The following is a 21,290-nucleotide window of genomic DNA, read 5'->3' on the forward strand; positions in this document are numbered from 1 at the left end:
CGGGGCCGACGCCCCGCCCGTGCGGACCTTCGCCCGGAGTGGCACCGTCGGCACCTCCCGGGGCGGCACGCGTGGACCACGCGTGCCGCCCCGGGCGTTTTCGGCCGGGGAGCCCGGCCATGACACGATGCATGCATGTCCACCGCACTGAGCGATCTCTGTCGTCACCCGATCGTGCAGGCCCCCATGGCGGGTGGCGCCTCCTGTCCGCAGCTGGTCGGAGCCGTTTGCGAGGCCGGCGGCCTGGGATTCCTGGCCGGCGGCTACAAGACGGCCGGCGGCATGTACCAGGAGATCAAGCAGGTCCGCGGGCTGACCTCGCGCCCGTTCGGCGTGAACCTGTTCATGCCCCGGAGCGCACAGGCCGCGGACCCCGCCGCCGTCGAGATGTACCGGCACCAGCTCGCGGGGGAGGCCACCTGGTACGAGACCGAGCTCGGCGACCCGGACAGCGGACGCGACGACGGCTACGACTCCAAGCTGGCGATCCTCCTGGACGACCCGGTGCCGGTCGTCTCCTTCACCTTCGGCTGCCCCTCCCGGGACACCCTGAACGCCTTCGCCCGCGCCGGTACGTTCACGATCGTCACGGTGACCTCGGCCGAGGAGGCCGGCACCGCGCAGCGCGCCGGCGCCGACGCGGTCTGCGTCCAGGGCGACGAGGCCGGCGGGCACCGGGGCAGCCACCGCGACGACCCGGACATCGCGCTGTCCGCCGGAACCGGCCTGCTGGCGCTCGTGACCCAGGTGCGCGAGACCGTGCGGCTGCCGATCATCGCGAGCGGTGGGCTGATGCGCGGGGCGCAGATCGCCGCCGTCCTGGCCGCCGGTGCGGACGCGGCCCAGCTCGGCACCGCGTTCCTGGTGTGCCCCGAGTCGGCGGCCCATCCCCTGCACAAGCAGGCCATGACCAATCCGCTGTTCTGCCGCACCGAGCTGACGCGGGCCTTCTCCGGGCGCCCGGCGCGCGGGCTCGTCAACCGCTTCATGCGCGAGCACGGGCCCTACGCCCCCGCCGCCTATCCCGAGGTGCATCACCTCACCGCCCCGCTGCGGAAGGCCGCCGCCACCGCGGGCGACGCGCAGGGCATGGCCCTGTGGGCCGGGCAGGGGCACCGGCTCGCCCGGGACCTGCCGGCCGGCCGGCTCGTCGAGGTGCTGGCCTCCGAACTCGACACCACCTCCGCCGGGCTGGCCCACAGGAGCGCCTCATGACCGCACCCGTCTTCGTCGTCGACGCCGTACCCGGCGCCGGCCGCTATGTCCTGGACGGTCCCGAGGGCCGCCACGCCGTCTCCGTGAAGCGCCTGCGGGCGGGGGAGGAGCTGGTCCTGACCGACGGGCGCGGAGCCTGGGCCGGGTGCGTGGTCGCCTCAGCCGAGGGCAAGGACCGGCTGACCGTGGACGTGCGGGCGGTCCACGACGACCCCGAACCCACGCCCCGCATCACCGTGGTCCAGGCGCTGCCCAAGGGCGACCGGGGGGAGCTCGCCGTCGAGATCATGACGGAGACGGGCGTCGACGCGATCGTGCCGTGGGCGGCGTCCCGCTGCGTCACCCAGTGGCGGGGCGAGCGCGGTCTGAAGGCCCTCGCGAAGTGGCGGGCCACGGCACGCGAGGCGGGCAAACAGTCGCGCCGCACCCGTTTCCCCGAGGTCGCCGACGCGATGAGCACCAAGCAGGCAGCGGCCCTCCTCGCGGAAGCCGACTTCGCCGCGGTGCTCCACGAGGACCGCGACCACCCCAGTGACGCGCTGGCCGACGCGCGACTCCCCGTGACGGGCGGGATCGTGCTGGTGGTGGGGCCCGAGGGCGGCGTCTCCCCGGAGGAGCTCGCCGTCTTCGAAGCGGCCGGCGCGAAGCCGTACCGCCTGGGCCCCAGCGTGCTGCGGACCTCCACCGCGGGCACGGCGGCGACGGCGCTGCTCCTGGGCCGCACCGGCCGCTGGAGCGGGACGGTCCCCTCGGACCACTGACCTCCGGGGCGCCGCCGGCGTCCCGGACCGGCCGTCGTCGGCGGTGCGCCGATCCGGCCGCCACGCCCGCGCCGGTCCTCGCCGGCCTCTTCGGGTCCTCCGGCGGCCCGGATCACCGCCCTCCGCCACCGGATCCCCGGAACCCGGTGGACGGGAGGGGTGGGCCGCTCCTTAGGCTGGCCGCATGCCCGACGAGTCCCCTCTCATCCGCAGTCTGCGCGCCGCCGTCGCCGCCGCCCCGGACGACGTCCCCCTACGGCTGCACTTCGCCGAACTGCTCCTCGCGGAGGGGCGTGGAGACGAGGCCGTCACGGAAGCGGCCGTCGCCCTCCAGCACGCGCCGGGCGACGAGGCGGCCCGGACCCTGATGGTCCGTGCGATGGGGCTGCCCCCCACCCCGCCGGCCGCGCCGCCTCCGGCGCAGGGCCCCACCCCGCCGGTGGCGCCGCGGGACGAGCCCCCCACCGCGTCCCGAGCCGAACCCCCGGCCGATCCCCCCGCCTTCGACTGGGCGGCGGCCGAGCAGGAGATCGGGGACCTCGTCGGCCCCCGGTTCGTCACCGGTGACGAACCGGAGCCGCCCCTGACGGCCGACGGCGGCGGCGACCCCGGGGACGCGCCCGCCTGGGACGTCGACGCGCCGGGAGCCGTCCGTCTCGCCGACGTCGGCGGCATGCGGGAGGTGAAGGAGCGCCTGGAGGCCGCCTTCCTCGCTCCCATGCGCAACCCCGAACTCCGCAGGCTCTACGGCAAGTCGCTGCGCGGCGGACTGCTCCTGTACGGCCCGCCCGGCTGCGGCAAGACCTTCATCGCCCGCGCCGTCGCCGGCGAACTCGGCGCGAACTTCATGTCGGTCTCGCTCTCCGACATCCTCGACATGTACATCGGCACGTCCGAGAAGAACGTCCACGACATCTTCGAGACCGCCCGCCGTCAGGCGCCCTGCGTGGTCTTCCTCGACGAGCTGGACGCCCTCGGCGCCAAGCGTTCCCGTACCCACCACAGCGGTCTGCGCAACGTCGTCAACCAGCTCCTCACCGAACTGGACGGCATCCACAGCGCCGGCAACGAGGGGGTCTTCGTGCTGGCCGCCACCAACGTCCCCTGGGACGTGGACCTCGCCCTGCGCCGTCCCGGCCGGCTCGACCGCACCCTCCTGGTGCTGCCGCCCGACGCCGCGGCCCGGGACGCGATCCTCCGCTACCACCTGCGCGGCCGTCCCATCGAATCCGTCGACCTGGGCAGACTCGTCAAGGCCACCGACGAGTTCTCCGGCGCCGACCTCGCCCATCTGTGCGAGACGGCCGCCGAGTCGGCGCTCCTCGACTCCGCTCGCACCGGCACCGTACGGATGATCGGCATGAAGGACCTGCTGGGCGCGGCGAAGCAGATCAAACCGTCCAGCGAGTCCTGGTTCGCCTCGGCGCGCAACGTCGCGATGTTCGCCAACGACGGCGGCACCTACGACGACCTGGTCGCCTATCTGAAGAAGAAGCGCAAGCTGTGACCGGCCACGCCCGGGGCTCCCGCGTCCGGGCCCGCCACCGCCGGATCCGGACGCCGCGTCCGCCCGGCACCGCGGGCGACGGGGGCACGGTCCGATGAGCCCGTCACTGGAACGCGCCGACGCCCTCTTCGACGTAGGCCGGTACGAGCAGGCCGCCGAACTCGCCGCAGGGCACCTGGCGCAGGACCCGGAGGACGCCGAGGCACTCGTGCTGCTCGCCCGCTGCCAGCAGCGCCTCGGCCGGGATGAGGAGGCCCTCGAGAGCGTCGAGCGGGCGTTGCGCGCCGCACCCGAAGCCCTCACGGCCTGGCTGATGCGCACCCATGTCCTGCTGTCGCTCCGGCGGTACGAGGAAGCCGAGGCCGCCGCCCGGCACTCCGTCGAACTGGCCCCGCACTACTGGGGCAGCCACTACGCCCTCGGCACCGTCCTCGACCGGTCCAGCCGGATCGAGCGCAGGCGCGCCGCCTACGAGGCGGCCCGGACCGCCGTGGCCCTGGCTCCCGAGGAGAGCGACGCGCACTTCCTGGTGGGACTCACCGCCCAGCGCACGGGCGACCACCGGGTCGCCCAACAGGCGTACGAGACGGCGCTGCGGCTCGACCCGGAGAGCAGCGAGGCCCACAACAACCTCTCCCTGCTGCACCTGCGCCGCCGCTGGTTCCGGCGTGGGGCGTGGACGAAGGCCGCCGAGGGTTTCGTCGAGTCCGCGGCCCTCGACATGAACGACCGCCAGGCCCGCTACAACCTGGAGACCATGGCCTGGAACACCGCCGCCGGGGCGCGCTGGGTGGCCCTGCTCGGCTGCGTCGCGGCCACCTTCGGCTCGGCCTCTCTGCGTGGAGGGGCCGCCGGCCGGGACGCGCTCGTCCCCAGCCTGATCGCCGTGGCCGTGCTCGTCTGCGGCTGGGGAGGCTGGGCGCTGCTGCTGAGCCGTCGCGTGCCGGCCCGGCTGCGGCGTCCGCTGCTTCTGGTGGCGCGCGGCTGCCGACCGGTCCTCGCGATGGCGGCGGCGGTCGGACTCCTCGGTCTCCAGTCGTTGCTGGCCCTGGTGTTGTGGCGGGTCGAGCCCGTCACGGCTCTCGCCTACCCGCTGTTCTGGGGTGTGGTGATCACCTACTGGGTGAGCCGCTCGGCCCTGCGGCGGCGCGCACCCCGGCCCTGAGCCGGCCCGGGGTCCGGCCGATACGATGCGGATGTATCGATCATCGACGCGAGGAGGCCCGGGCCATGGCCGGAGAGCCGCACAGCGACTGCCTGTTCTGCAAGATCGTCGAAGGGGAGGTGCCGGCGACGATCGTGCGTGAGACGGAGACCACGCTCGCCTTCCGGGACATCAATCCGCAGGCGCCCACGCACGTGCTCGTCATCCCGCGCGTCCACTACCCCGACGCCGCGTCCCTCGCGGCCGCCGCCCCGGAGGTCGCCGCCGACGTGCTGCGCGAGGCGGGCGAGGTCGCCGCCCAGGAGAAGGTCGACGGCAGTGGCTTCCGGGTCGTCTTCAACACCGGTTCCGGCGCCGGACAGACCGTCTTCCACGCGCACGCCCACGTCCTCGGCGGGCGCGGACTCAACTGGCCCCCCGGATAGCCGCCCGCACGCACGAGAGGAGCCTCGCCGTGTCCGTACGCGAGCTCGTCGTGCTCGGGACCGCCAGCCAGGTCCCGACCCGGCACCGCAACCACAACGGCTATCTGCTGCGCTGGGACGGGCAGGGCCTGCTCTTCGACCCCGGCGAGGGCACCCAGCGCCAGATGCTGCGGGCCGGCGTCGCCGCCCACGACATCGACCGGATCTGCGTCACCCACTTCCACGGCGACCACTCGCTGGGCCTCGCCGGAGTGATCCAGCGGATCAACCTCGACCAGGTGCCGCACCCGGTGGGCGTCCACTACCCGGCGAGCGGGCAGCACTTCTTCGAGCGGCTGAGGTACGCCACCGCCTACCGAGAGACCGTGGCGCTGACCGAGGCCCCGGTCCGTGCCGACGGCCCGCTCGCCGTCACCGACGCGTACACCCTCGACGCGTGCCGGCTCTCCCACCCCGTCGAGTCCTACGGCTACCGGCTCGTCGAGCCCGACGGCCGCCGCCTGCTGCCGGCCCGCCTCGCCGCGCACGGCATCCATGGCCCGGACGTCGGACGGCTCCGGCGCGAGGGCGTCCTCGACGGGGTCACCCTCGACGAGGTCAGCGAGGTCCGCCGCGGACAGCGTTTCGCCTTCGTCATGGACACCCGGCTCTGCGACGGGGTGTACGCCCTCGCGGAGCGCGCCGACATGCTCGTCATCGAGTCGACCTTCCTCGACGAGGACGTCCGTCTCGCCACCGACCACGGGCACCTGACGGCAGGTCAGGCAGGTGCGGTCGCGCGGGAGGCGGGGGTGCGGCACCTCGTCCTCACCCATTTCTCGCAGCGATACCACGATCCGGACGCCTTCACCCGCCAGGCCCGCGCGGCCGGATTCGAGGGAGAACTGAGCACCGCCCAGGACCTGATGCGGGTCCCCCTCCCCAAGAGATAGACGACACACCCGTGCACCTCCCCCTGCCCAAAGCCGAACTCCACCTCCACATCGAGGGCACCCTCGAACCCGAGCTGGCCTTCACGCTCGCCGCACGCAACGGCGTGACGCTGCCCTACGCCGACACCGAGGCGCTGCGCGCGGCGTACCGGTTCGGCGACCTCCAGTCCTTCCTCGACCTGTACTACGCGCTGATGGCCGTCCTGCGCACGGCGGACGACTTCGGCGAACTCGCCGACGCCTATCTGGCGCGCGCGGCGGCTCAGGGCGTGCGGCACGCCGAGGTCTTCTTCGACCCGCAGGCCCACACGGCCCGGGGGGTGGCGATCGGGACGGTCGTCGAGGGCCTGGCCGACGCACTGGACCGGGCCGAGGAGCGCCACGGGGTCTCCACCCGGCTGATCATGTGCTTCCTGCGCGACGAGTCCGCCGAGTCGGCACTGGCGACCCTGGAGGCCGCGAAGCCGTACCTGCACCGGATCACCGGCGTCGGCCTGGACTCGGCGGAGGCCGGGCACCCGCCGTCGAAGTTCCGGGAGGTGTACGCGGCGGCCGGGGAGCTCGGGCTGCGCAAGGTCGCCCACGCGGGCGAGGAGGGGCCACCGGCCTACATCCGGGAGGCGCTGGACGTCCTGGGCGTGGAGCGCGTCGACCACGGACTGCGGTGCGTGGAGGACCCGGGACTCGTGGCGCGGCTCGTCCGGGAACGGGTGCCGCTGACGCTCTGCCCGCTGTCGAACGTGCGCCTGCGGGCGGTCGACGTCCTGGAGGACCACCCGCTGTCCGCGATGATGGAGGCCGGTCTGATGGTGACGGTGAACTCCGACGACCCCGCGTACTTCGGCGGCTACGTGGGTGACAACTTCGACGCGGTGCGGGACGCGCTCGGCCTGGACCGCGAACGGCTGCGGACACTGGCCCGCAACTCCTTCGAGGCGTCCTTCCTCGACGACGACGAGGAGCGCAGGGCGCGTTACCTCGCCGAGGTCGAGGCGTACGACTTCGACGCCGCCGGATAAGCCCCGTCACGGGCCGGGGTGCGCAGCCGCCCCGCCGGCTCCCCGCCCGATCCGTCCGGCGGACCGCCTCGCGGCGTCACCGCCGCCACCCGGCCCCCATCGGGCACACTGGGCAGAACCGCACCATGTTCGGGAGCCTGCCGTGACCACACCAGAGGGAGACCAGCAACGCGACGCCGGAGTCGACCCCCTGGTGTGCCTGCGTGAGCCGACCGACCCCGACTGCGACGTCTTCCTCACCGGCACGGTCTTCCTCGACATCGTCTTCACCGGCCTGGACAGCGCGCCCGTCCGCGGGACCGAGTCCTGGGCCCGGGGGATGGGCTCCAGCCCCGGCGGCGTGGCCAACATGGCCACCGCCCTGGCCCGCCTCGGCCTGCGGACCTCGCTCGCCGCCGCCTTCGGCGACGACCACTACGGCGAGTACTGCTGGGACGCCCTGGAGCAGGGCGAGGGGATCGACCTTTCCCTCTCCCGGACCGTGCCCGGCTGGCACTCCCCGGTCACCGTCTCCATGGCCTACGAGGGCGAGCGCACGATGGTCTCCCACGGCCACGAGGCCCCGCCCCTGGACGGAGCGCTGCCCGCCTACCCGCCGCACGCCCGTGCCGCGGTCGCCTCCCTGGCACCCGGGCGGGGCGAGGAGTGGGTCGCCCAGGCGGCCCGCGGCGGCGCCAGGGTCTTCGCCGACGTCGGCTGGGACGACACCGGACGCTGGGACCTGGCCGGGCTCACCGACCTGGAACACTGCGAGGCTTTCCTGCCCAACGCGCAGGAGGCCATGCGGTACACCCGCACCGACTGTCCGCGGGCCGCCGCCCGCGCCCTCGCCGACAAGGTCCGCTACGCGGTGGTCACGCTCGGCGCCGACGGCGCCTACGCCGTCGACGGCGCCACCGGCGAGACGGCGGAGGTCCCCGCCATCGAGGTCTCCGCGCTCGACCCGACCGGAGCCGGCGACGTCTTCGTTGCCGGGTTCGTCACCGGCACCCTCGCGGGCTGGCCGCTCGCCGACCGGCTCGCCTTCGCCGGTCTGACCGCCGCCCTCTCGGTACAGGAGTTCGGAGGCTCCCTGTCCGCGCCGACCTGGGGCGAGGTCGCCGCCTGGTGGCAGCACGTCCAGGGCCACGCCTGCCAGGACCCCGAGGCCCTCCGCGGCCGCTACGCCTTCCTGGAACGCCTCCTGCCGGCGCCCGCCCGCCCCTGGCCGCTGCGCCGCGCGGTGCCGACCATCGGCTTCCGCCGCGGGGCCTGAGCACCCGGACCGGGAAAACACTTCGGTCTTGTCGGCGGCAAGTCGTAGGCTGGGAGGCCGAGAGGTTATCGAGCAGCGAGAACCCCGCAGCGGGAGGTATGCGCAGGCCACAGTGCCGGCCCATGACTCAGACACCCACAGACCGCAACGGCGCCACGGGCGAGGCCCGTGCCCACTTCACCGTCCCCGCCAAGCACCCGATGGTGACGGTCCTCGGTTCCGGTGACGCTTTGCTCCGCGTGATCGAGAAGGCGTTCCCGGAAGCCGACATCCATGTCCGTGGCAACCAGGTCAGCGCGGTGGGCGAGGCGGCGGAGGTCGCACTCATCCAGCGCCTTTTCGACGAGATGATGCTGGTGCTCCGCACCGGGCAGCCGATGACGGAGGACGCAGTGGAACGCTCGATCGCCATGCTCCGGGCGAGCGAGAACGGCAAGGCCGAGGTCGGCCAGGAGACCCCGGCCGAGGTGCTCACGCAGAACATCCTCTCCAGCCGCGGCCGGACCATCCGCCCCAAGACCCTGAACCAGAAGCGCTACGTCGACGCGATCGACAAGCACACCATCGTCTTCGGCATCGGCCCCGCCGGCACCGGCAAGACGTACCTGGCCATGGCCAAGGCGGTCCAGGCCCTGCAGTCCAAGCAGGTCACCCGGATCATCCTGACCCGACCCGCCGTCGAGGCGGGCGAGCGGCTCGGTTTCCTGCCCGGCACGCTCTACGAGAAGATCGATCCCTACCTGCGGCCGCTCTACGACGCCCTGCACGACATGCTCGACCCCGACTCGATCCCGAAGCTGATGGCCTCGGGCACGATCGAGGTCGCGCCGCTGGCCTACATGCGGGGCCGCACGCTCAACGACGCGTTCATCATCCTCGACGAGGCGCAGAACACGAACCCCGAGCAGATGAAGATGTTCCTCACCCGCCTCGGTTTCGACTCGAAGATCGTCATCACCGGCGATGTCACCCAGGTCGACCTGCCCGGCGGCACGAAGAGCGGTCTGCGACAGGTCCGCGACATCCTCGACGGGGTGCGGGACGTCCACTTCTCGACGCTCACGTCGCAGGATGTCGTCCGGCACAAGCTCGTCGGCCGTATCGTCGACGCGTACGAGCAGTACGACAGCCGCAACGGGAAGTAGCACACCAGCACCATGTCGATCGACGTCAACAACGAGTCCGGTACCGAGGTCGACGAGCAGGCGATCCTCGACGTCGCCCGCTACGCGCTCGCCCGGATGCGCATCCATCCCCTCTCCGAACTGTCGGTGATCGTCGTGGACGCCGACGCGATGGAACAGCTCCACATCCAGTGGATGGACCTGCCGGGTCCGACGGACGTCATGTCCTTCCCGATGGACGAGCTCCGCCCGCCGACGAAGGACTCCGAGGAGCCCCCGCAGGGGCTCCTCGGCGACATCGTGCTCTGCCCCGAGGTCGCCACCCAGCAGGGCAAGGACGCCCCCACACAGCACTCCATGGACGAGGAGCTCCAGCTCCTCACCGTCCACGGCGTGCTCCACCTGCTCGGCTACGACCACGAGGAGTCCGACGAGAAGGCCGAGATGTTCGGCCTTCAGGCGGCCATCGTCGACGGCTGGCGCGCGGACAAGGGCCTGACCGGCCCGTCCCCGGCGCCCACCGTCTCCTGAGCCACCGATGGACGCATCGCTGATCCTCGGCGCCGTCGCCCTCGTCGTCGTGGCCTGGCTCGCCGCCTGCGCCGAGGCCGGACTCGCCCGCGTCTCCACCTTCCGCGCCGCCGAGGCCGTCCGGTCGGGGCGGCGCGGGGCCGAGAAACTGGCCCAGGTCTCCGCCGACCCCACCCGCTATCTCAACATGGCGCTGCTCGTGCGCGTCTCCTGCGAGATGGCGGCCGGAGTCCTCGTCACGTACGCGTGCCTGGAGGCGTTTCCCGAGACCTGGGAGGCGCTCCTCGTCGCGATCGTGGTGATGGTGCTCGTCAGCTACGTCGCCGTCGGCGTCTCGCCGCGCACCATCGGCCGCCAGCACCCCCTGAACACGGCGACCGTCGCCGCCTACGTCCTGCTGCCCCTGGCCAGGATCATGGGCCCGATCCCGCAGCTCCTCATCCTCATCGGCAACGCGCTCACGCCCGGCAAGGGCTTCCGCAAGGGCCCTTTCGCCTCGGAGGCCGAACTGCGCGCGATGGTCGACCTGGCCGAACAGGAGTCCCTGATCGAGGACGAGGAGCGCCGCATGGTGCACTCCGTCTTCGAGCTCGGCGACACCCTGGTCCGCGAGGTCATGGTGCCCCGCACCGACCTGGTCTGCATCGAGCGGTACAAGACGATCCGTCAGGCGCTCACTCTGGCACTGCGGTCCGGCTTCTCCCGGATCCCGGTCACCGGTGAGAACGAGGACGACATCGTCGGCATCGTCTACCTGAAGGACCTGGCACGCAAGACCCACATCAACCGGGACGCCGAGGCGGACCTCGTCTCCACGGCGATGCGGTCGGCTGCCTTCGTCCCGGACACCAAGAACGCGGGCGATCTGCTGCGCGAGATGCAGCAGGAGCGCAACCACGTCGCCGTCGTCATCGACGAATACGGCGGCACGGCCGGGATCGTCACCATCGAGGACATCCTGGAGGAGATCGTCGGCGAGATCACCGACGAGTACGACCGCGAGCTCCCGCCCGTCCAGGACCTGGGCGAGGACCGCTACCGGGTCACCGCCCGGCTCGACATCGGAGACCTCGGCGAGCTGTACGGCCTGGGCCCGGACGAGTACGACGACGAGGACGTGGAGACCGTCGGGGGCCTGCTCGCCAAGGCGCTCGGCCGCGTGCCGATCGCCGGTGCCTCCTCCGTCGTGGAGCTGCCGGACGGCCGCTCGCTGCGCATGACGGCAGAGTCCCCCGCCGGCCGCCGCAACAAGATCGTGACGGTGCTCGTGGAACCCGAACCGGAGGGAGAACCGGAATGACGCCGGAGCAGCTGCGCGCCTTCTGCCTGGGCTTCGAGGACGTGACGGAGGAATTCCCTTTCACCCCGGAGACCTCGGTCTTCAAGGTCGCCGGGAAGATGTTCGCGCTCTGCGCGCTCGACGCGGAGCCGCTGCGGGTCAACCTCAAGTGCGATCCGGAGGAGGCGGTACGGCTCCGGGAGGAGTACCCGGCCGTCGCCCCCGGCTATCACATGAACAAACGCCACTGGAACACGGTGACGGCCGGAGAGCTCCCGGACCGGATGGTCCGGGAGCTCGTCGAGGACTCCTACGACCTGGTCGTCGCAGGTCTCCCGAAGGCCGTCCGGCTCCGCCTCGACCGTCCCTAGCGCCGCGTCAGGCGATCTCGCCCCGTCGTACTGGCGCACCGTCGGCGGGCTCGCTCGGCTGACGGACGGGGTGTCCGGTCCCGGGCGGACGATCGTCGCCTGCCGTTCAAGGGGCGATCATGCGCTGTCACCGGTGCCGTATATCCTCCACGAGGCTTGGCCCGCTCCGGGGCCGAGACCTTCATCTCCTCATTTCAAGGGGCTCTTCAGCATGCGCACCCGCATACGCCACGGCGTGGCCGCCGTTCTCGCCGTCTCCTCTCTCGCCCTGACCGCGGCCTGCGGCGGGTCCGGTGACAGCGACGCGAAGAGCGGCGACGAGAAGAGCGCCGGCACACCGGCCGCCTCCGCGAAGGCCACGGAGTCCGCTCCCGCCGCCGCGCCTCTGACGGAAGCCCAGATGAAGGCCGGCGCGCTGGCGCTGACGGACCTCCCGTCCGGCTGGAAGGCGAGCACGTCGGAGTCGGACGGCACCGTCTACAAGGCCGACAAGCCCGAGTGCGCGCCGCTGGCCACGCTGCTCGCGGACGAGATCGCCGGCGCCACGACCGGCGCCTCGGTCGACTACGAGACCGCCGGCACCGAGTCCCTGATCGGCCAGCAGGTCGCGACCTTCCCGGGCACCGGCGCCGCGGACCTCGTGAAGTCGGTCGGCACCGCCGTCGACGCCTGCGCCGGGTTCGGTGCCGAGATGCAGGGCATGAAGATGGACGTCACCCTGCAGAAGCTGACCGCCCCGCAGGGCGCCGAGGAGGCCCACGCCTTCCGGCTGAAGATGAAGATCAAGGACGTCGGCATCACCGTGGAGTCGAACATGCTGGTCGCCTCCCAGGGCACCGGACTGACCCGCTTCTCCCACACTCCCGCCAACGCCTCCGGACACAAGGACTTCGACGGCCTCGCCAAGCTCGCCGTCGAGAAGTTCGCCAAGGGCGCGCAGAGCTGACCCGGCGCCCCGACCTATGCTCGGGGCATGACACTCAGCAGCGACCACGGTGACCTCGGCACCGAGGACCTCAAGATCATCACGCTGGCGCGCAGCGCCCGCGCCCGCAACGGTGTGCCCGAGGGGGCGGCGGTACGGGACGAGACCGGCCGCACCTATGTGGCGGGGACCGTGGCCCTGGAATCGCTCCGGCTCAGCGCACTCCAGACCGCGGTCGCGATGGCCGTGGCCAGTGGCGCCCGGTCGTTGGAGGCCGCGGCCGTCGTCTCGGACGCCGACGCCGCCTCGGACGCGGACCGGGCGGCCGTCCGGGACCTCGGCGGCCCGCGGACCCCGGTGCTGCTCGCCGGTCCCGACGGCACGCTGCGCGCGGCGGTCACCGCGGGCTGAGGTCCTCGGGTGAGTCACCGCCGAAGGGCCCGGAGCATCCTTCCGGGCCCTTCGGCGCGTTCGGCCTCCGACGCGGCCGTGAGACGCGACGCGAGTGTCCCGACGCCACCGGGGGACGCCTTTCCGGCCGATGCGCTCCGGGGCAGGGGGGCGCGGCAGGGTGCCGCTGCCCGCCGGGCGTGCCGGCGTGGATCCACACAGGCGACCGGAGTGGCGTCGCCCTCAGCGTCACCGGTACCTGCGCCGACCTGGTGGGATGCCGCCGGTTTGGCGATCTTGACAGTATCTGATGGGTCATCAGTCGGTGGATTTGGATGCCATTGACTTCTTTTGACGCGCGGCCGTCAATGGCGCCCTCTCATCCCTCAGGAGGGGCACACATGGCACTGTTCCGAACCTTGCCGCGAAGACGGCGCCGGACGGCCGTCCTCGGCGTCGCCGTCCTCGCGACCGCCGCCGTCACCGCACTGGCCGGCCCGGCCGGCGCGGTGACGACCGCGTCGCAGGCCGTGGACTTCCCCACGCACTGCGTTCCGCCGCCGATCGCGGGCATCCCGCCCATCGACGGCACCACGACGGCACGGATCACCGTGGACAAACCCACACCCAAGGTCGGCGACACGGTCACCGTCACCTACGAGGTCACCAAGCCGGCCGCCTCCAACCCGGTCGACCTGGCCCTGCCCGCCGACATCATGACGCCGAGCGGCAAGGTCGCCCTCGGTGGCGCCCAGTCGGGCGCGGTCACCGTCGTCGGGCCCAAGAAGAACGATCCGGTCCCGGGCAAGGGCGCCTTCCCGCCGTTCTCGATGACCGGCACGTTCACGGTCACCGCGCCCGGTGCGATCACCCTGTCGCCCGGCGACTACAACATCCACACCAGCTACCTGATGGAGCTGGACACCCCGTGCACGGTCACCGACCCGCCCGCACCGGTCTCCGAGACCGTCACGGCGAGCCCGCAGCCGGGCGCCAACGAGCGGAACATCTCGCTCGGCTCGGCCTCCGGCGCACCGGGCGTCCAGGTCACCGTCACCGGCGCGAAGTTCACCCCGCTCGCCGAGGTGACCGTCGCCGGCCGCTCCGGCGCCGCGGAGACCACGGACCGGATGACCGTCACGACCGACAGTCAGGGAGGATTCACCGCACGCCTCACGGTAGGCGACAAGGCGACCACCGGTGTCGTGGCGTACGAGGGCACGGCCTGGGACCCGGAGAAGGGCGCCGGACCGGTCGCGTACACCGTCGTCGACGACACCCCGCAGCCGCCCGGCAGCCAGAAGCTGACGGCGGCCGTCCGAGCGGGCGAACTGTCCATGACCCAGGCCGGGGACGCGGTGGAGCTGTCGTCCGTCGACTTCGGACAGGGCGGCGCGGCGACCGGCGACCTGAAGACGGTGACGGTGAAGGACTTCCGCGGCGGCCCCGCGGGCTGGTCCCTGACCGGCAAGGTCACCGACTTCACCGGACCCGGCGGCTCCATCGACGCGGGCCGGCTCGGCTGGACGCCCGTCTGCGCGACCAAGGCGGGCAGCCCCAGCACCTGCGCCCCCGGCTCGGCCGGGACCGTGGGCAGCGGCGGGGCGACCCTCGCCTCGACCCCGAACGGCACCGTCACCGGCGGCGAGTTCACCGTCGACGCCACGGTCTCCCTCGATGTCCCGGCGTTCACCGCTCCGGGCACGTACGCGGGCGTCCTCACGCTGACCCTGAGCTGACCCCCGACACCCACGGCGGGCCGGGCGCGCACCCGGTCGGCCCGCCCCGACCCCAGGGACTCCGCACCGTGCGCAAGCTGTCCGCCCTCGTCCTCGCCGCCGCCTCGCTGCTGCTCGGAGCGCACTCGGCGTCCGCCGCCGACAACGGCGAGTGGGCCGTCTATCCGGTGGCCTCCGAACTCGGCAGCCGCCCCTACTTCTACCTGTCCGCCGATCCCGGCACGACCGTGACGGACCAGGTCACCGTCGCCAACCGGACGGACGCCCCCCGCACCTTCCTGATCTACGGAGCCGACGCCTACAACACCGAGCGGGACGGCGGCTTCGCCGTCCGCGGACGCGAGGAGAAGCAGACCGGCGCCGGCGCCTGGATCACCCCGGACCGCACGCGGGTGACCGTGTCCCCGCACACCTCCGTGACCGTGCCGTACACCCTCGCCGTCCCCTCCGACGCCGAACCCGGAGACCACCCCGGCGCCGTCGTCGCCCTCGACGAGCGAGTGGAGGGCGGCGGGTCCGGCGCCGTCGCCGTCGGCGTGCGGCGGGCCGTCGCGGCGCGGGTCTACCTCCGGGTCGACGGGCCGGCCGTGCCCGCCCTGGGCGTCGAGGACGTCACCCTCTCCCAGGACCGCCCGCTCGTACCCGGCACCGGCGAGAGCAGCGCCGTCGTCTCGTACACCCTGCACAACCGCGGCAACGTCACGCTCCGTCCGAAGGTCGCCCTCCGGGCGGAGGGGCTCCTCGGCCGGACGCTCCTCGACCGCGAGCTCACGCGGGTACCTTCCGAGCTGCTGCCCCGGCAGAAGATCAGGCTCACCGCGCGCTGGGCGGGGTCGCCGCAGTTCGACTGGGGTGACGTGACCCTGACGGCGACGGCCGAGAACGTACGGGAGTCCGGCCGGGTGTCCTTCCTCGCGCTGCCGTGGTCGGCCGTCGCGGTCGTGGTCCTCGGGGCGGTCACGGGTCTGGCGGGGCTCCGGGTGCGGCGTCGCAGGGCCGCCGCGGGGCGCTGAGGACGCACTGGGTACGTGAGGCCGTCCCGCATCGGGGAGAATGGCCCTCATGAGCGCTCGTAACCAAGATTCCGAAGCCGTCCACCGGGCCGGCTTCGCCTGCTTCGTCGGCCGCCCCAACGCGGGCAAGTCCACTCTCACGAACGCTCTGGTCGGCCAGAAGGTGGCGATCACCTCCAACCGGCCGCAGACCACCCGGCACACTGTCCGGGGCATCGTGCACCGCCCGGACGCGCAGCTGATCCTGGTCGACACGCCCGGCCTCCACAAGCCGCGGACCCTGCTCGGCGAGCGGCTCAACGACGTGGTGCGCACCACCTGGGCCGAGGTCGACGTGATCGGCTTCTGCCTGCCCGCCGACCAGAAGCTCGGTCCGGGCGACCGCTTCATCGCCAAGGAACTCGCCGGGATCAAGAAGACCCCGAAGGTCGCGATCGTCACGAAGACCGACCTGGTCGACTCCAAGACGCTCGCCGAGCAGCTCATCGCCATCGACCGGCTCGGCAAGGAGCTGGGCTTCGAGTGGCAGCAGATCGTCCCGGTCTCGGCCGTCGGCAATCAGCAGGTCGAGCTGGTCGCCGATCTGCTGATCCCGCTGCTACCGGAGTCCCCGCCGCTCTATCCGGAGGGCGACCTCACGGACGAACCGGAGCAGGTCATGGTGGCCGAGCTGATCCGCGAGGCCGCGCTGGAGGGCGTCCGCGACGAGCTGCCGCACTCGATCGCCGTGGTCGTCGAAGAGATGATCCCGCGCGAGGACCGGCCCGCCGACAAGCCGCTGCTCGACATCCACGCCAACGTCTACATCGAGCGCCCCAGCCAGAAGGGCATCATCATCGGCCCCAAGGGCAAGCGACTGAAGGAGGTCGGCATGAAGTCCCGCAAGCACATCGAGGCGCTTCTCGGGACGCCGGTCTTCCTGGACCTGCACGTCAAGGTCGCCAAGGACTGGCAGCGCGACCCCAAGCAGCTGCGGAAGCTCGGCTTCTAGTGCCGGGCCGGAGGGCCGTCGGGGGAGGGGTCAGGCGCCCTCCTTCAGCACGCGTGTGATCAGCGACCGCTGGGCCGGGGTCAGACGCGGGTCGCCGCAGCGGACCGTCCGACCGTCCACGGTGATCTCGTACCGGAAGCCGTCCGGTACCCCTCGTCCCTCGTCGTCACCCTCTTCCAGGACCGCGGCCGCCAGGCCGTGCCAGTCCCCGGCGTCCGGCAGGTCCGAGGTGTCCACCTCGGCCTGCCGTTCGATCCCCGCGAAGCCACCCGTGCGCCGCACTCGAATCCGCATGCGCCCTGTCTACCAGCCGGCGGTTCAGTCCGTGGGGACACCGACCGCGGACCATGCCTTCAGCACGGCCTGGATCTCCTTCCCGTCGCCGTAGCGGGCCCGTGCCGCGGCGCAGGTCGCGGCGGCGAACTCGGAGAACCGCGTCTCGGGCCGCAGGGTGCCGCCGGTCATCACGTCGTACCAGACCTGTCCCGCCCGCTCCCACGCCTTCCCGCCGAGCTCGGTCGCCGCCAGGTAGAAGGCGTGGTTCGGGATGCCGGAGTTGATGTGCACCCCGCCGTTGTCGCGGCCGGTGCGGACGTAGTCGTCCATGTGACCCGGCTGGGGGTCCTTGCCGAGGACGTCGTCGTCGTAGGCCGTCCCCGGGGCCTTCATCGACCGCAGGGCGGTCCCCTCCACGTCCGGGTGGAACAGGCCCTGGCCGATCAGCCAGTCCGCCTGGTCCGCGGTCTGGCCCAGGGTGTACTGCTTCACCAGCGAGCCGAACACGTCCGAGACGGATTCGTTGAGCGCGCCGGACTGGCTGAAGTACTCCAGGTCGGCGGTGTACTGGGTGAAGCCGTGCGCCAGTTCGTGACCGATGACGTCCACCGGAAGGGTGAAGTCGAGGAAGATCTCGTCGTCGCCGTCCCCGAAGACCATCTGCTCGCCGTTCCAGAAGGCGTTGGCGTAGTCCCGGTCGTAGTGGACGGTCGCGCGCAACGGGAGGCCCACGCCGTCGATCGAGTCGCGGCCGAAGGCCTTCAGGAAGAGGTCGAAGGTGGCGCCGAGCCCCGCGTACGCGCGGTTCACGGTGGCGTCGCCGGTGGCCTCCTGGCCTTCGGCCCGCACCTCGGTGCCGGGCAGGTCGGTGCCTTGCCGGGCGTCGTACACGGTGCGGCGAGGGCGGGCGGGCTCCGGCGGCCCGGCGGCCGTCCCGGTGGCGCCGGAAGGCACCGTGCGCGCCGTACGGGCCGCCGCGTCGGCGACCAGGGTGCGCCGGGCGGCGGCCGCGACCGCCGGATTGCCGGACCGCGCCAGGTGTTCCAGGAGGTGCGGCGGCACGATCGTGCAGAAGACGGGGTGGCCCGGAAGGCGGTGCGTGGGGGAGGTCATGCGATGAATGTGGCACTGCGTCACGTCGGTGTCACCAGGGGCGACCATGATCCGCGAAATAGAGTGATGCGTCACCCTTCGTCCTTGACGCCACCGCTGTCCCGCATACTGAAACGGGACGTCCGTCTCCGGCGTCCTGGGCTAGGCTGCGGCACATCATGCGTTTCGGGCTGCTTCTCCTTAGCTGCCGCGGCGAGGGCCTGTAGTCGTAGGCCGACCCCCTCCCCGCGGGACCTGGTGTTGCGTTCGACAGTCGGCCGTCCCCCCGCTGGACCCGAGGAGCCCTGCGCGATGTCTCAGCCTGTCGGCCGCCCGACGCCCGTCACCAACGCCACCCGGACGCAGAAGCCGTCCGGTATGCCGATCCACAAGTACGGCCGATACGAAGCCGTGCACATCCCCGATCGCACCTGGCCCGAGCAGCGCATCACCAAGGCCCCCCGCTGGCTCTCCACGGACCTGCGCGACGGCAACCAGGCACTGATCGACCCGATGTCCCCGGCCCGCAAGCGCGAGATGTTCGACCTGCTGGTGCGCATGGGCTACAAGGAGATCGAGGTCGGCTTCCCGTCCTCCGGCGACACCGACTTCGCCTTCGTGCGCTCCATCATCGAAGACGGCGCCATCCCGGACGACGTCACCATCTCGGTACTGACACAGGCTCGCGAGGACCTGATCGAGCGGACCGTGGAGTCCCTGGTCGGAGCCAAGCGCGCCACCGTCCACCTGTACAACGCCACCGCCCCGACCTTCCGTCGGGTCGTCTTCCGCGGCTCGAAGGAGCAGATCAAGCAGATCGCCGTGGACGGCACGAGGCTGGTGATGGAGTACGCGGACAAGCTGCTGGGCGACGAGACCGTCTTCGGCTACCAGTACAGCCCGGAGATCTTCACCGACACGGAGCTGGACTTCGCCCTGGAGGTCTGCGAGGCGGTCTGTGACGTCTGGCAGCCCGAGGAGGGGCGCGAGATCATCCTGAACCTGCCCGCCACCGTGGAGCGCTCGACTCCGTCCACGCACGCGGACCGCTTCGAGTGGATGTCCCGGAAGCTGACCCGTCGCGCGTACGTCTGCCTGTCCGTCCACCCGCACAACGACCGGGGGACGGCGGTGGCCGCCGCCGAGCTGGCGATCATGGCCGGCGCCGACCGTGTCGAGGGCTGCCTGTTCGGCCAGGGTGAGCGCACCGGCAACGTCGACCTGGTGACCCTGGGCATGAACCTGTTCTCCCAGGGCGTCGACCCGCAGATCGACTTCTCGCAGATCGACGAGATCCGTCGCACCTCCGAGTACTGCAACCAGATGGAGGTCCACCCGCGTCACCCCTACGCGGGCGACCTGGTCTACACCGCCTTCTCCGGCTCCCACCAGGACGCCATCAAGAAGGGCTTCGACGCCAGGGAGGCCGACGCCGCCGCGGCGGGCAAGACCGTGGACGAGATCGAGTGGGCGGTGCCCTACCTGCCCATCGACCCGAAGGACGTGGGCCGCTCCTACGAGGCCGTGATCCGGGTCAACTCGCAGTCCGGCAAGGGCGGCATCGCGTACGTCCTGAAGAACGACCACAAGCTGGACCTGCCACGGCGGATGCAGATCGAGTTCTCGAAGATCATCCAGCAGAAGACGGACGCCGAGGGCGGCGAGGTCACGCCGGCCGCGATCTGGTCGGTCTTCCGCGACGAGTACCTGCCCAACCCGGACAGCGCCACCGACCGCTGGGGTCGTATCCAGCTGCGCTCCGGCCAGACCACCTCCGACACGGACGGCACCGACACGCTGACCGTAGAGGCGGTCGTGGACGGCGTCGACACCGTCCTGACGGGCTCCGGGAACGGTCCGATCTCGGCCTTCTTCGCCGCTCTGCAGGCGATCGGCGTGGACGCCCGGCTGCTGGACTACCAGGAGCACACGATGAGCGAGGGCGCCTCCGCGCAGGCCGCCTCGTACATCGAGTGCGCCATCGACGGCAAGGTGCTGTGGGGCATCGGCATCGACGCCAACACCACCCGCGCCTCGCTGAAGGCCGTCGTCTCGGCGGTCAACCGCGCCGCGCGCTGACACACCCCCTTTCGCGGCCCCGCACTCCCCGGAGTGCGGGGCCGTGGCCGTCCCTGGGCCGTCCCTTCCGCCGTGCCGCTGTCCGCCTGCCGCCGCCGGCGGGGTTGCGGTGTCCGGCGGCTGGTGACCGCTGCCGTGGAACGGAGGGGAACCGCGGGCCGTCGCGTGCGGCGCGGCGGCGGGCTCCGGGGTGCGTCTGCGCGGCCTTCCACCGGAATTCCTTCCCGCCCGTCGCCACCGGACGCGGCCTCGGCGCCCCGCGGCGCGCCGCCCCTTGTCCGTACCTCCTGACCTGCTTGCGGGCCCGTCCGGCGGGTGATCCACGGGTGTCGTGTCTCGGCCAAGTCGGTCGCGTTCTGCTGACGGGGTGCTGACGCCACATCATGGATGTGGCTAACATCACGCCAACGCCGGCAGTGCTGCCGGACCGTGGAGGAGGTGCGACGTGCAGGCTGCCCGAGGCTCACGCAGGAGAAAGCTGGGCGTTTGCGGTATTCGCACTTCCTGGAACACCGTCGCGGACGGCGAGTTCTTCTGCGAGGAGTGCGGTGGTGACCGCAACTACCGCCGTCGCACCGGCCGGCGCCGCTTCACCGTCCTGGGTGTTCCGGTCCTTCCGCGCGGACAGGCCGGGCCGGTCGTCGAGTGCGCCGCCTGCCACACCCACTTCGGCACCGAAGTGCTCGACCATCCGACGACGAGCCGCTTCTCCGCGATGCTGCGCGACGCCGTTCACACGGTCGCCCTCGCGGTCCTCGCGGCGGGTGGAGCATCCTCCCATACTGCCGTGGACACCGCCGTCGCCGCGGTGCGCGCGGCCGGATTCGCCGAGTGCACCGGCACGCAGCTCACCGACCTGGTGGAGGCCCTGGAGGCCGACACGGGCCGCTTCCTGCCGGATGTCGGCGGCGGGGGCGCGGCGCTGGCGATCGAACTCCACGAGGCGCTGGAGCCGCTCTCCCCGCATCTGGCCGCGTCCGGGCGCGAGGCGATCCTGCTCCAGGGGGCCCGGATCGCACTCGCGGACGGCGCCTACAGTCCCGCCGAGCGGGACGTACTGAGCACCGTCGGTAACGCGCTGGCGCTGTGCGCCGACGACACGGCACGGCTGCTCGCCAGCGCGAGGACGCTGCTGTAGCACCCGCGCCCGCCCTCCGGGGAGGCCGGGCGCCGACGCGCGTGCGGCGAGACACCGGGGACG

21 protein-coding genes are annotated in these 21,290 nt (G+C 72.2%); 19 read left to right on the forward strand and 2 right to left on the reverse strand.

Features of this window, described 5'->3' with window-relative positions; translation table 11 throughout:
- Window positions 1–135 precede the first annotated feature (135 nt).
- The 17 genes from OG393_RS22230 to era all read left to right on the forward strand — a co-directional run bounded on the left by OG393_RS22230 (window position 136) and on the right by era (window position 16,642).
- Window positions 136–1,215 carry a nitronate monooxygenase gene (locus OG393_RS22230; RefSeq protein WP_327376432.1) on the forward strand — a complete coding sequence of 360 codons (1,080 nt, stop codon included), beginning with the start codon at window positions 136–138 and terminating at the stop codon, window positions 1,213–1,215.
- On the forward strand, window positions 1,212–1,976 hold the full coding sequence (locus OG393_RS22235) for a 16S rRNA (uracil(1498)-N(3))-methyltransferase (RefSeq protein ID WP_327376433.1): 765 nt from the start codon (window positions 1,212–1,214) through the stop codon (window positions 1,974–1,976). The genes OG393_RS22230 and OG393_RS22235 overlap by 4 nt, the downstream gene beginning before the upstream one ends.
- A gap of 184 nt (window positions 1,977–2,160) precedes the next feature.
- On the forward strand, window positions 2,161–3,483 hold the full coding sequence (locus OG393_RS22240) for an ATP-binding protein (RefSeq protein ID WP_327376434.1): 1,323 nt from the start codon (window positions 2,161–2,163) through the stop codon (window positions 3,481–3,483).
- Window positions 3,484–3,577: 94 nt separating this feature from the next.
- On the forward strand, window positions 3,578–4,648 hold the full coding sequence (locus tag OG393_RS22245; RefSeq protein ID WP_327376435.1) for a tetratricopeptide repeat protein: 1,071 nt from the start codon (window positions 3,578–3,580) through the stop codon (window positions 4,646–4,648).
- Between the two features lie 65 nt (window positions 4,649–4,713).
- Entirely contained in the window at window positions 4,714–5,073 is a 360-nt protein-coding gene (locus OG393_RS22250; RefSeq protein ID WP_327376436.1) for a histidine triad nucleotide-binding protein, read from the forward strand.
- A gap of 29 nt (window positions 5,074–5,102) precedes the next feature.
- On the forward strand, window positions 5,103–6,005 hold the full coding sequence (locus OG393_RS22255) for a ribonuclease Z (protein ID WP_327376437.1): 903 nt from the start codon (window positions 5,103–5,105) through the stop codon (window positions 6,003–6,005).
- 11 nt (window positions 6,006–6,016) lie between these two features.
- Window positions 6,017–7,024 carry an adenosine deaminase gene (locus OG393_RS22260; RefSeq protein ID WP_327376439.1) on the forward strand — a complete coding sequence of 336 codons (1,008 nt, stop codon included), beginning with the start codon at window positions 6,017–6,019 and terminating at the stop codon, window positions 7,022–7,024.
- Window positions 7,025–7,166: 142 nt separating this feature from the next.
- A complete protein-coding gene (locus tag OG393_RS22265) occupies window positions 7,167–8,279 on the forward strand; it encodes a carbohydrate kinase family protein (RefSeq protein ID WP_327376440.1) in 1,113 nt (370 codons plus the stop codon).
- Between the two features lie 122 nt (window positions 8,280–8,401).
- On the forward strand, window positions 8,402–9,424 hold the full coding sequence (locus OG393_RS22270) for a PhoH family protein (RefSeq protein ID WP_327376441.1): 1,023 nt from the start codon (window positions 8,402–8,404) through the stop codon (window positions 9,422–9,424).
- A gap of 12 nt (window positions 9,425–9,436) precedes the next feature.
- Window positions 9,437–9,934: an rRNA maturation RNase YbeY gene (gene ybeY / locus OG393_RS22275; protein ID WP_327376442.1), complete on the forward strand. Its 498-nt coding sequence runs from the start codon at window positions 9,437–9,439 to the stop codon at window positions 9,932–9,934.
- A 7-nt stretch (window positions 9,935–9,941) separates the two neighbouring features.
- Window positions 9,942–11,234 (forward strand): hemolysin family protein, encoded by a 1,293-nt coding sequence (locus OG393_RS22280; protein WP_327376443.1) that lies wholly within the window; start codon window positions 9,942–9,944, stop codon window positions 11,232–11,234.
- Complete coding sequence (locus OG393_RS22285) at window positions 11,231–11,584, forward strand: MmcQ/YjbR family DNA-binding protein (protein WP_327376444.1); 354 nt, start codon at window positions 11,231–11,233, stop codon at window positions 11,582–11,584. Before OG393_RS22280 ends, OG393_RS22285 begins: the two co-directional genes overlap by 4 nt.
- A 211-nt stretch (window positions 11,585–11,795) precedes the next feature.
- Window positions 11,796–12,530, forward strand: a complete 735-nt coding sequence (locus OG393_RS22290) for a hypothetical protein (RefSeq protein WP_327376445.1) — start codon at window positions 11,796–11,798, stop codon at window positions 12,528–12,530.
- 27 nt (window positions 12,531–12,557) lie between these two features.
- On the forward strand, window positions 12,558–12,920 hold the full coding sequence (locus OG393_RS22295) for a cytidine deaminase (protein WP_327376446.1): 363 nt from the start codon (window positions 12,558–12,560) through the stop codon (window positions 12,918–12,920).
- A 380-nt stretch (window positions 12,921–13,300) separates the two neighbouring features.
- The gene (locus OG393_RS22300) at window positions 13,301–14,638 is read left to right on the forward strand and encodes a beta-xylosidase (protein WP_327376447.1); all 1,338 of its coding nucleotides are present in this window, start codon (window positions 13,301–13,303) and stop codon (window positions 14,636–14,638) included.
- Window positions 14,639–14,706: 68 nt separating this feature from the next.
- A complete protein-coding gene (locus OG393_RS22305) occupies window positions 14,707–15,651 on the forward strand; it encodes a WxL protein peptidoglycan domain-containing protein (protein ID WP_327376448.1) in 945 nt (314 codons plus the stop codon).
- A gap of 49 nt (window positions 15,652–15,700) precedes the next feature.
- The gene (era, locus tag OG393_RS22310) at window positions 15,701–16,642 is read left to right on the forward strand and encodes a GTPase Era (RefSeq protein ID WP_327376449.1); all 942 of its coding nucleotides are present in this window, start codon (window positions 15,701–15,703) and stop codon (window positions 16,640–16,642) included.
- A gap of 30 nt (window positions 16,643–16,672) precedes the next feature.
- Here the strand turns inward: era and OG393_RS22315 are convergent, their stop codons facing one another.
- Both OG393_RS22315 and OG393_RS22320 read right to left on the reverse strand, forming a co-directional pair.
- On the reverse strand, window positions 16,673–16,936 hold the full coding sequence (locus tag OG393_RS22315; RefSeq protein WP_327376450.1) for a protealysin inhibitor emfourin: 264 nt from the start codon (window positions 16,934–16,936) through the stop codon (window positions 16,673–16,675).
- A gap of 24 nt (window positions 16,937–16,960) precedes the next feature.
- Window positions 16,961–18,031, reverse strand: a complete 1,071-nt coding sequence (locus OG393_RS22320; RefSeq protein WP_327376451.1) for a M4 family metallopeptidase — start codon at window positions 18,029–18,031, stop codon at window positions 16,961–16,963.
- Between the two features lie 291 nt (window positions 18,032–18,322).
- Between OG393_RS22320 and leuA the strand changes: the two genes are divergently transcribed.
- Both leuA and OG393_RS22330 read left to right on the forward strand, forming a co-directional pair.
- Complete coding sequence (gene leuA / locus OG393_RS22325) at window positions 18,323–20,089, forward strand: 2-isopropylmalate synthase (protein ID WP_327376452.1); 1,767 nt, start codon at window positions 18,323–18,325, stop codon at window positions 20,087–20,089.
- Window positions 20,090–20,534: 445 nt separating this feature from the next.
- Window positions 20,535–21,227, forward strand: coding sequence for a TerB family tellurite resistance protein (locus OG393_RS22330; protein ID WP_327376453.1), 693 nt, complete (start codon window positions 20,535–20,537; stop codon window positions 21,225–21,227).
- Window positions 21,228–21,290 lie beyond the last annotated feature (63 nt).

Source organism: Streptomyces sp. NBC_01216 (assembly GCF_035994945.1).
Classification (GTDB): Bacteria; Actinomycetota; Actinomycetes; order Streptomycetales; family Streptomycetaceae; genus Streptomyces.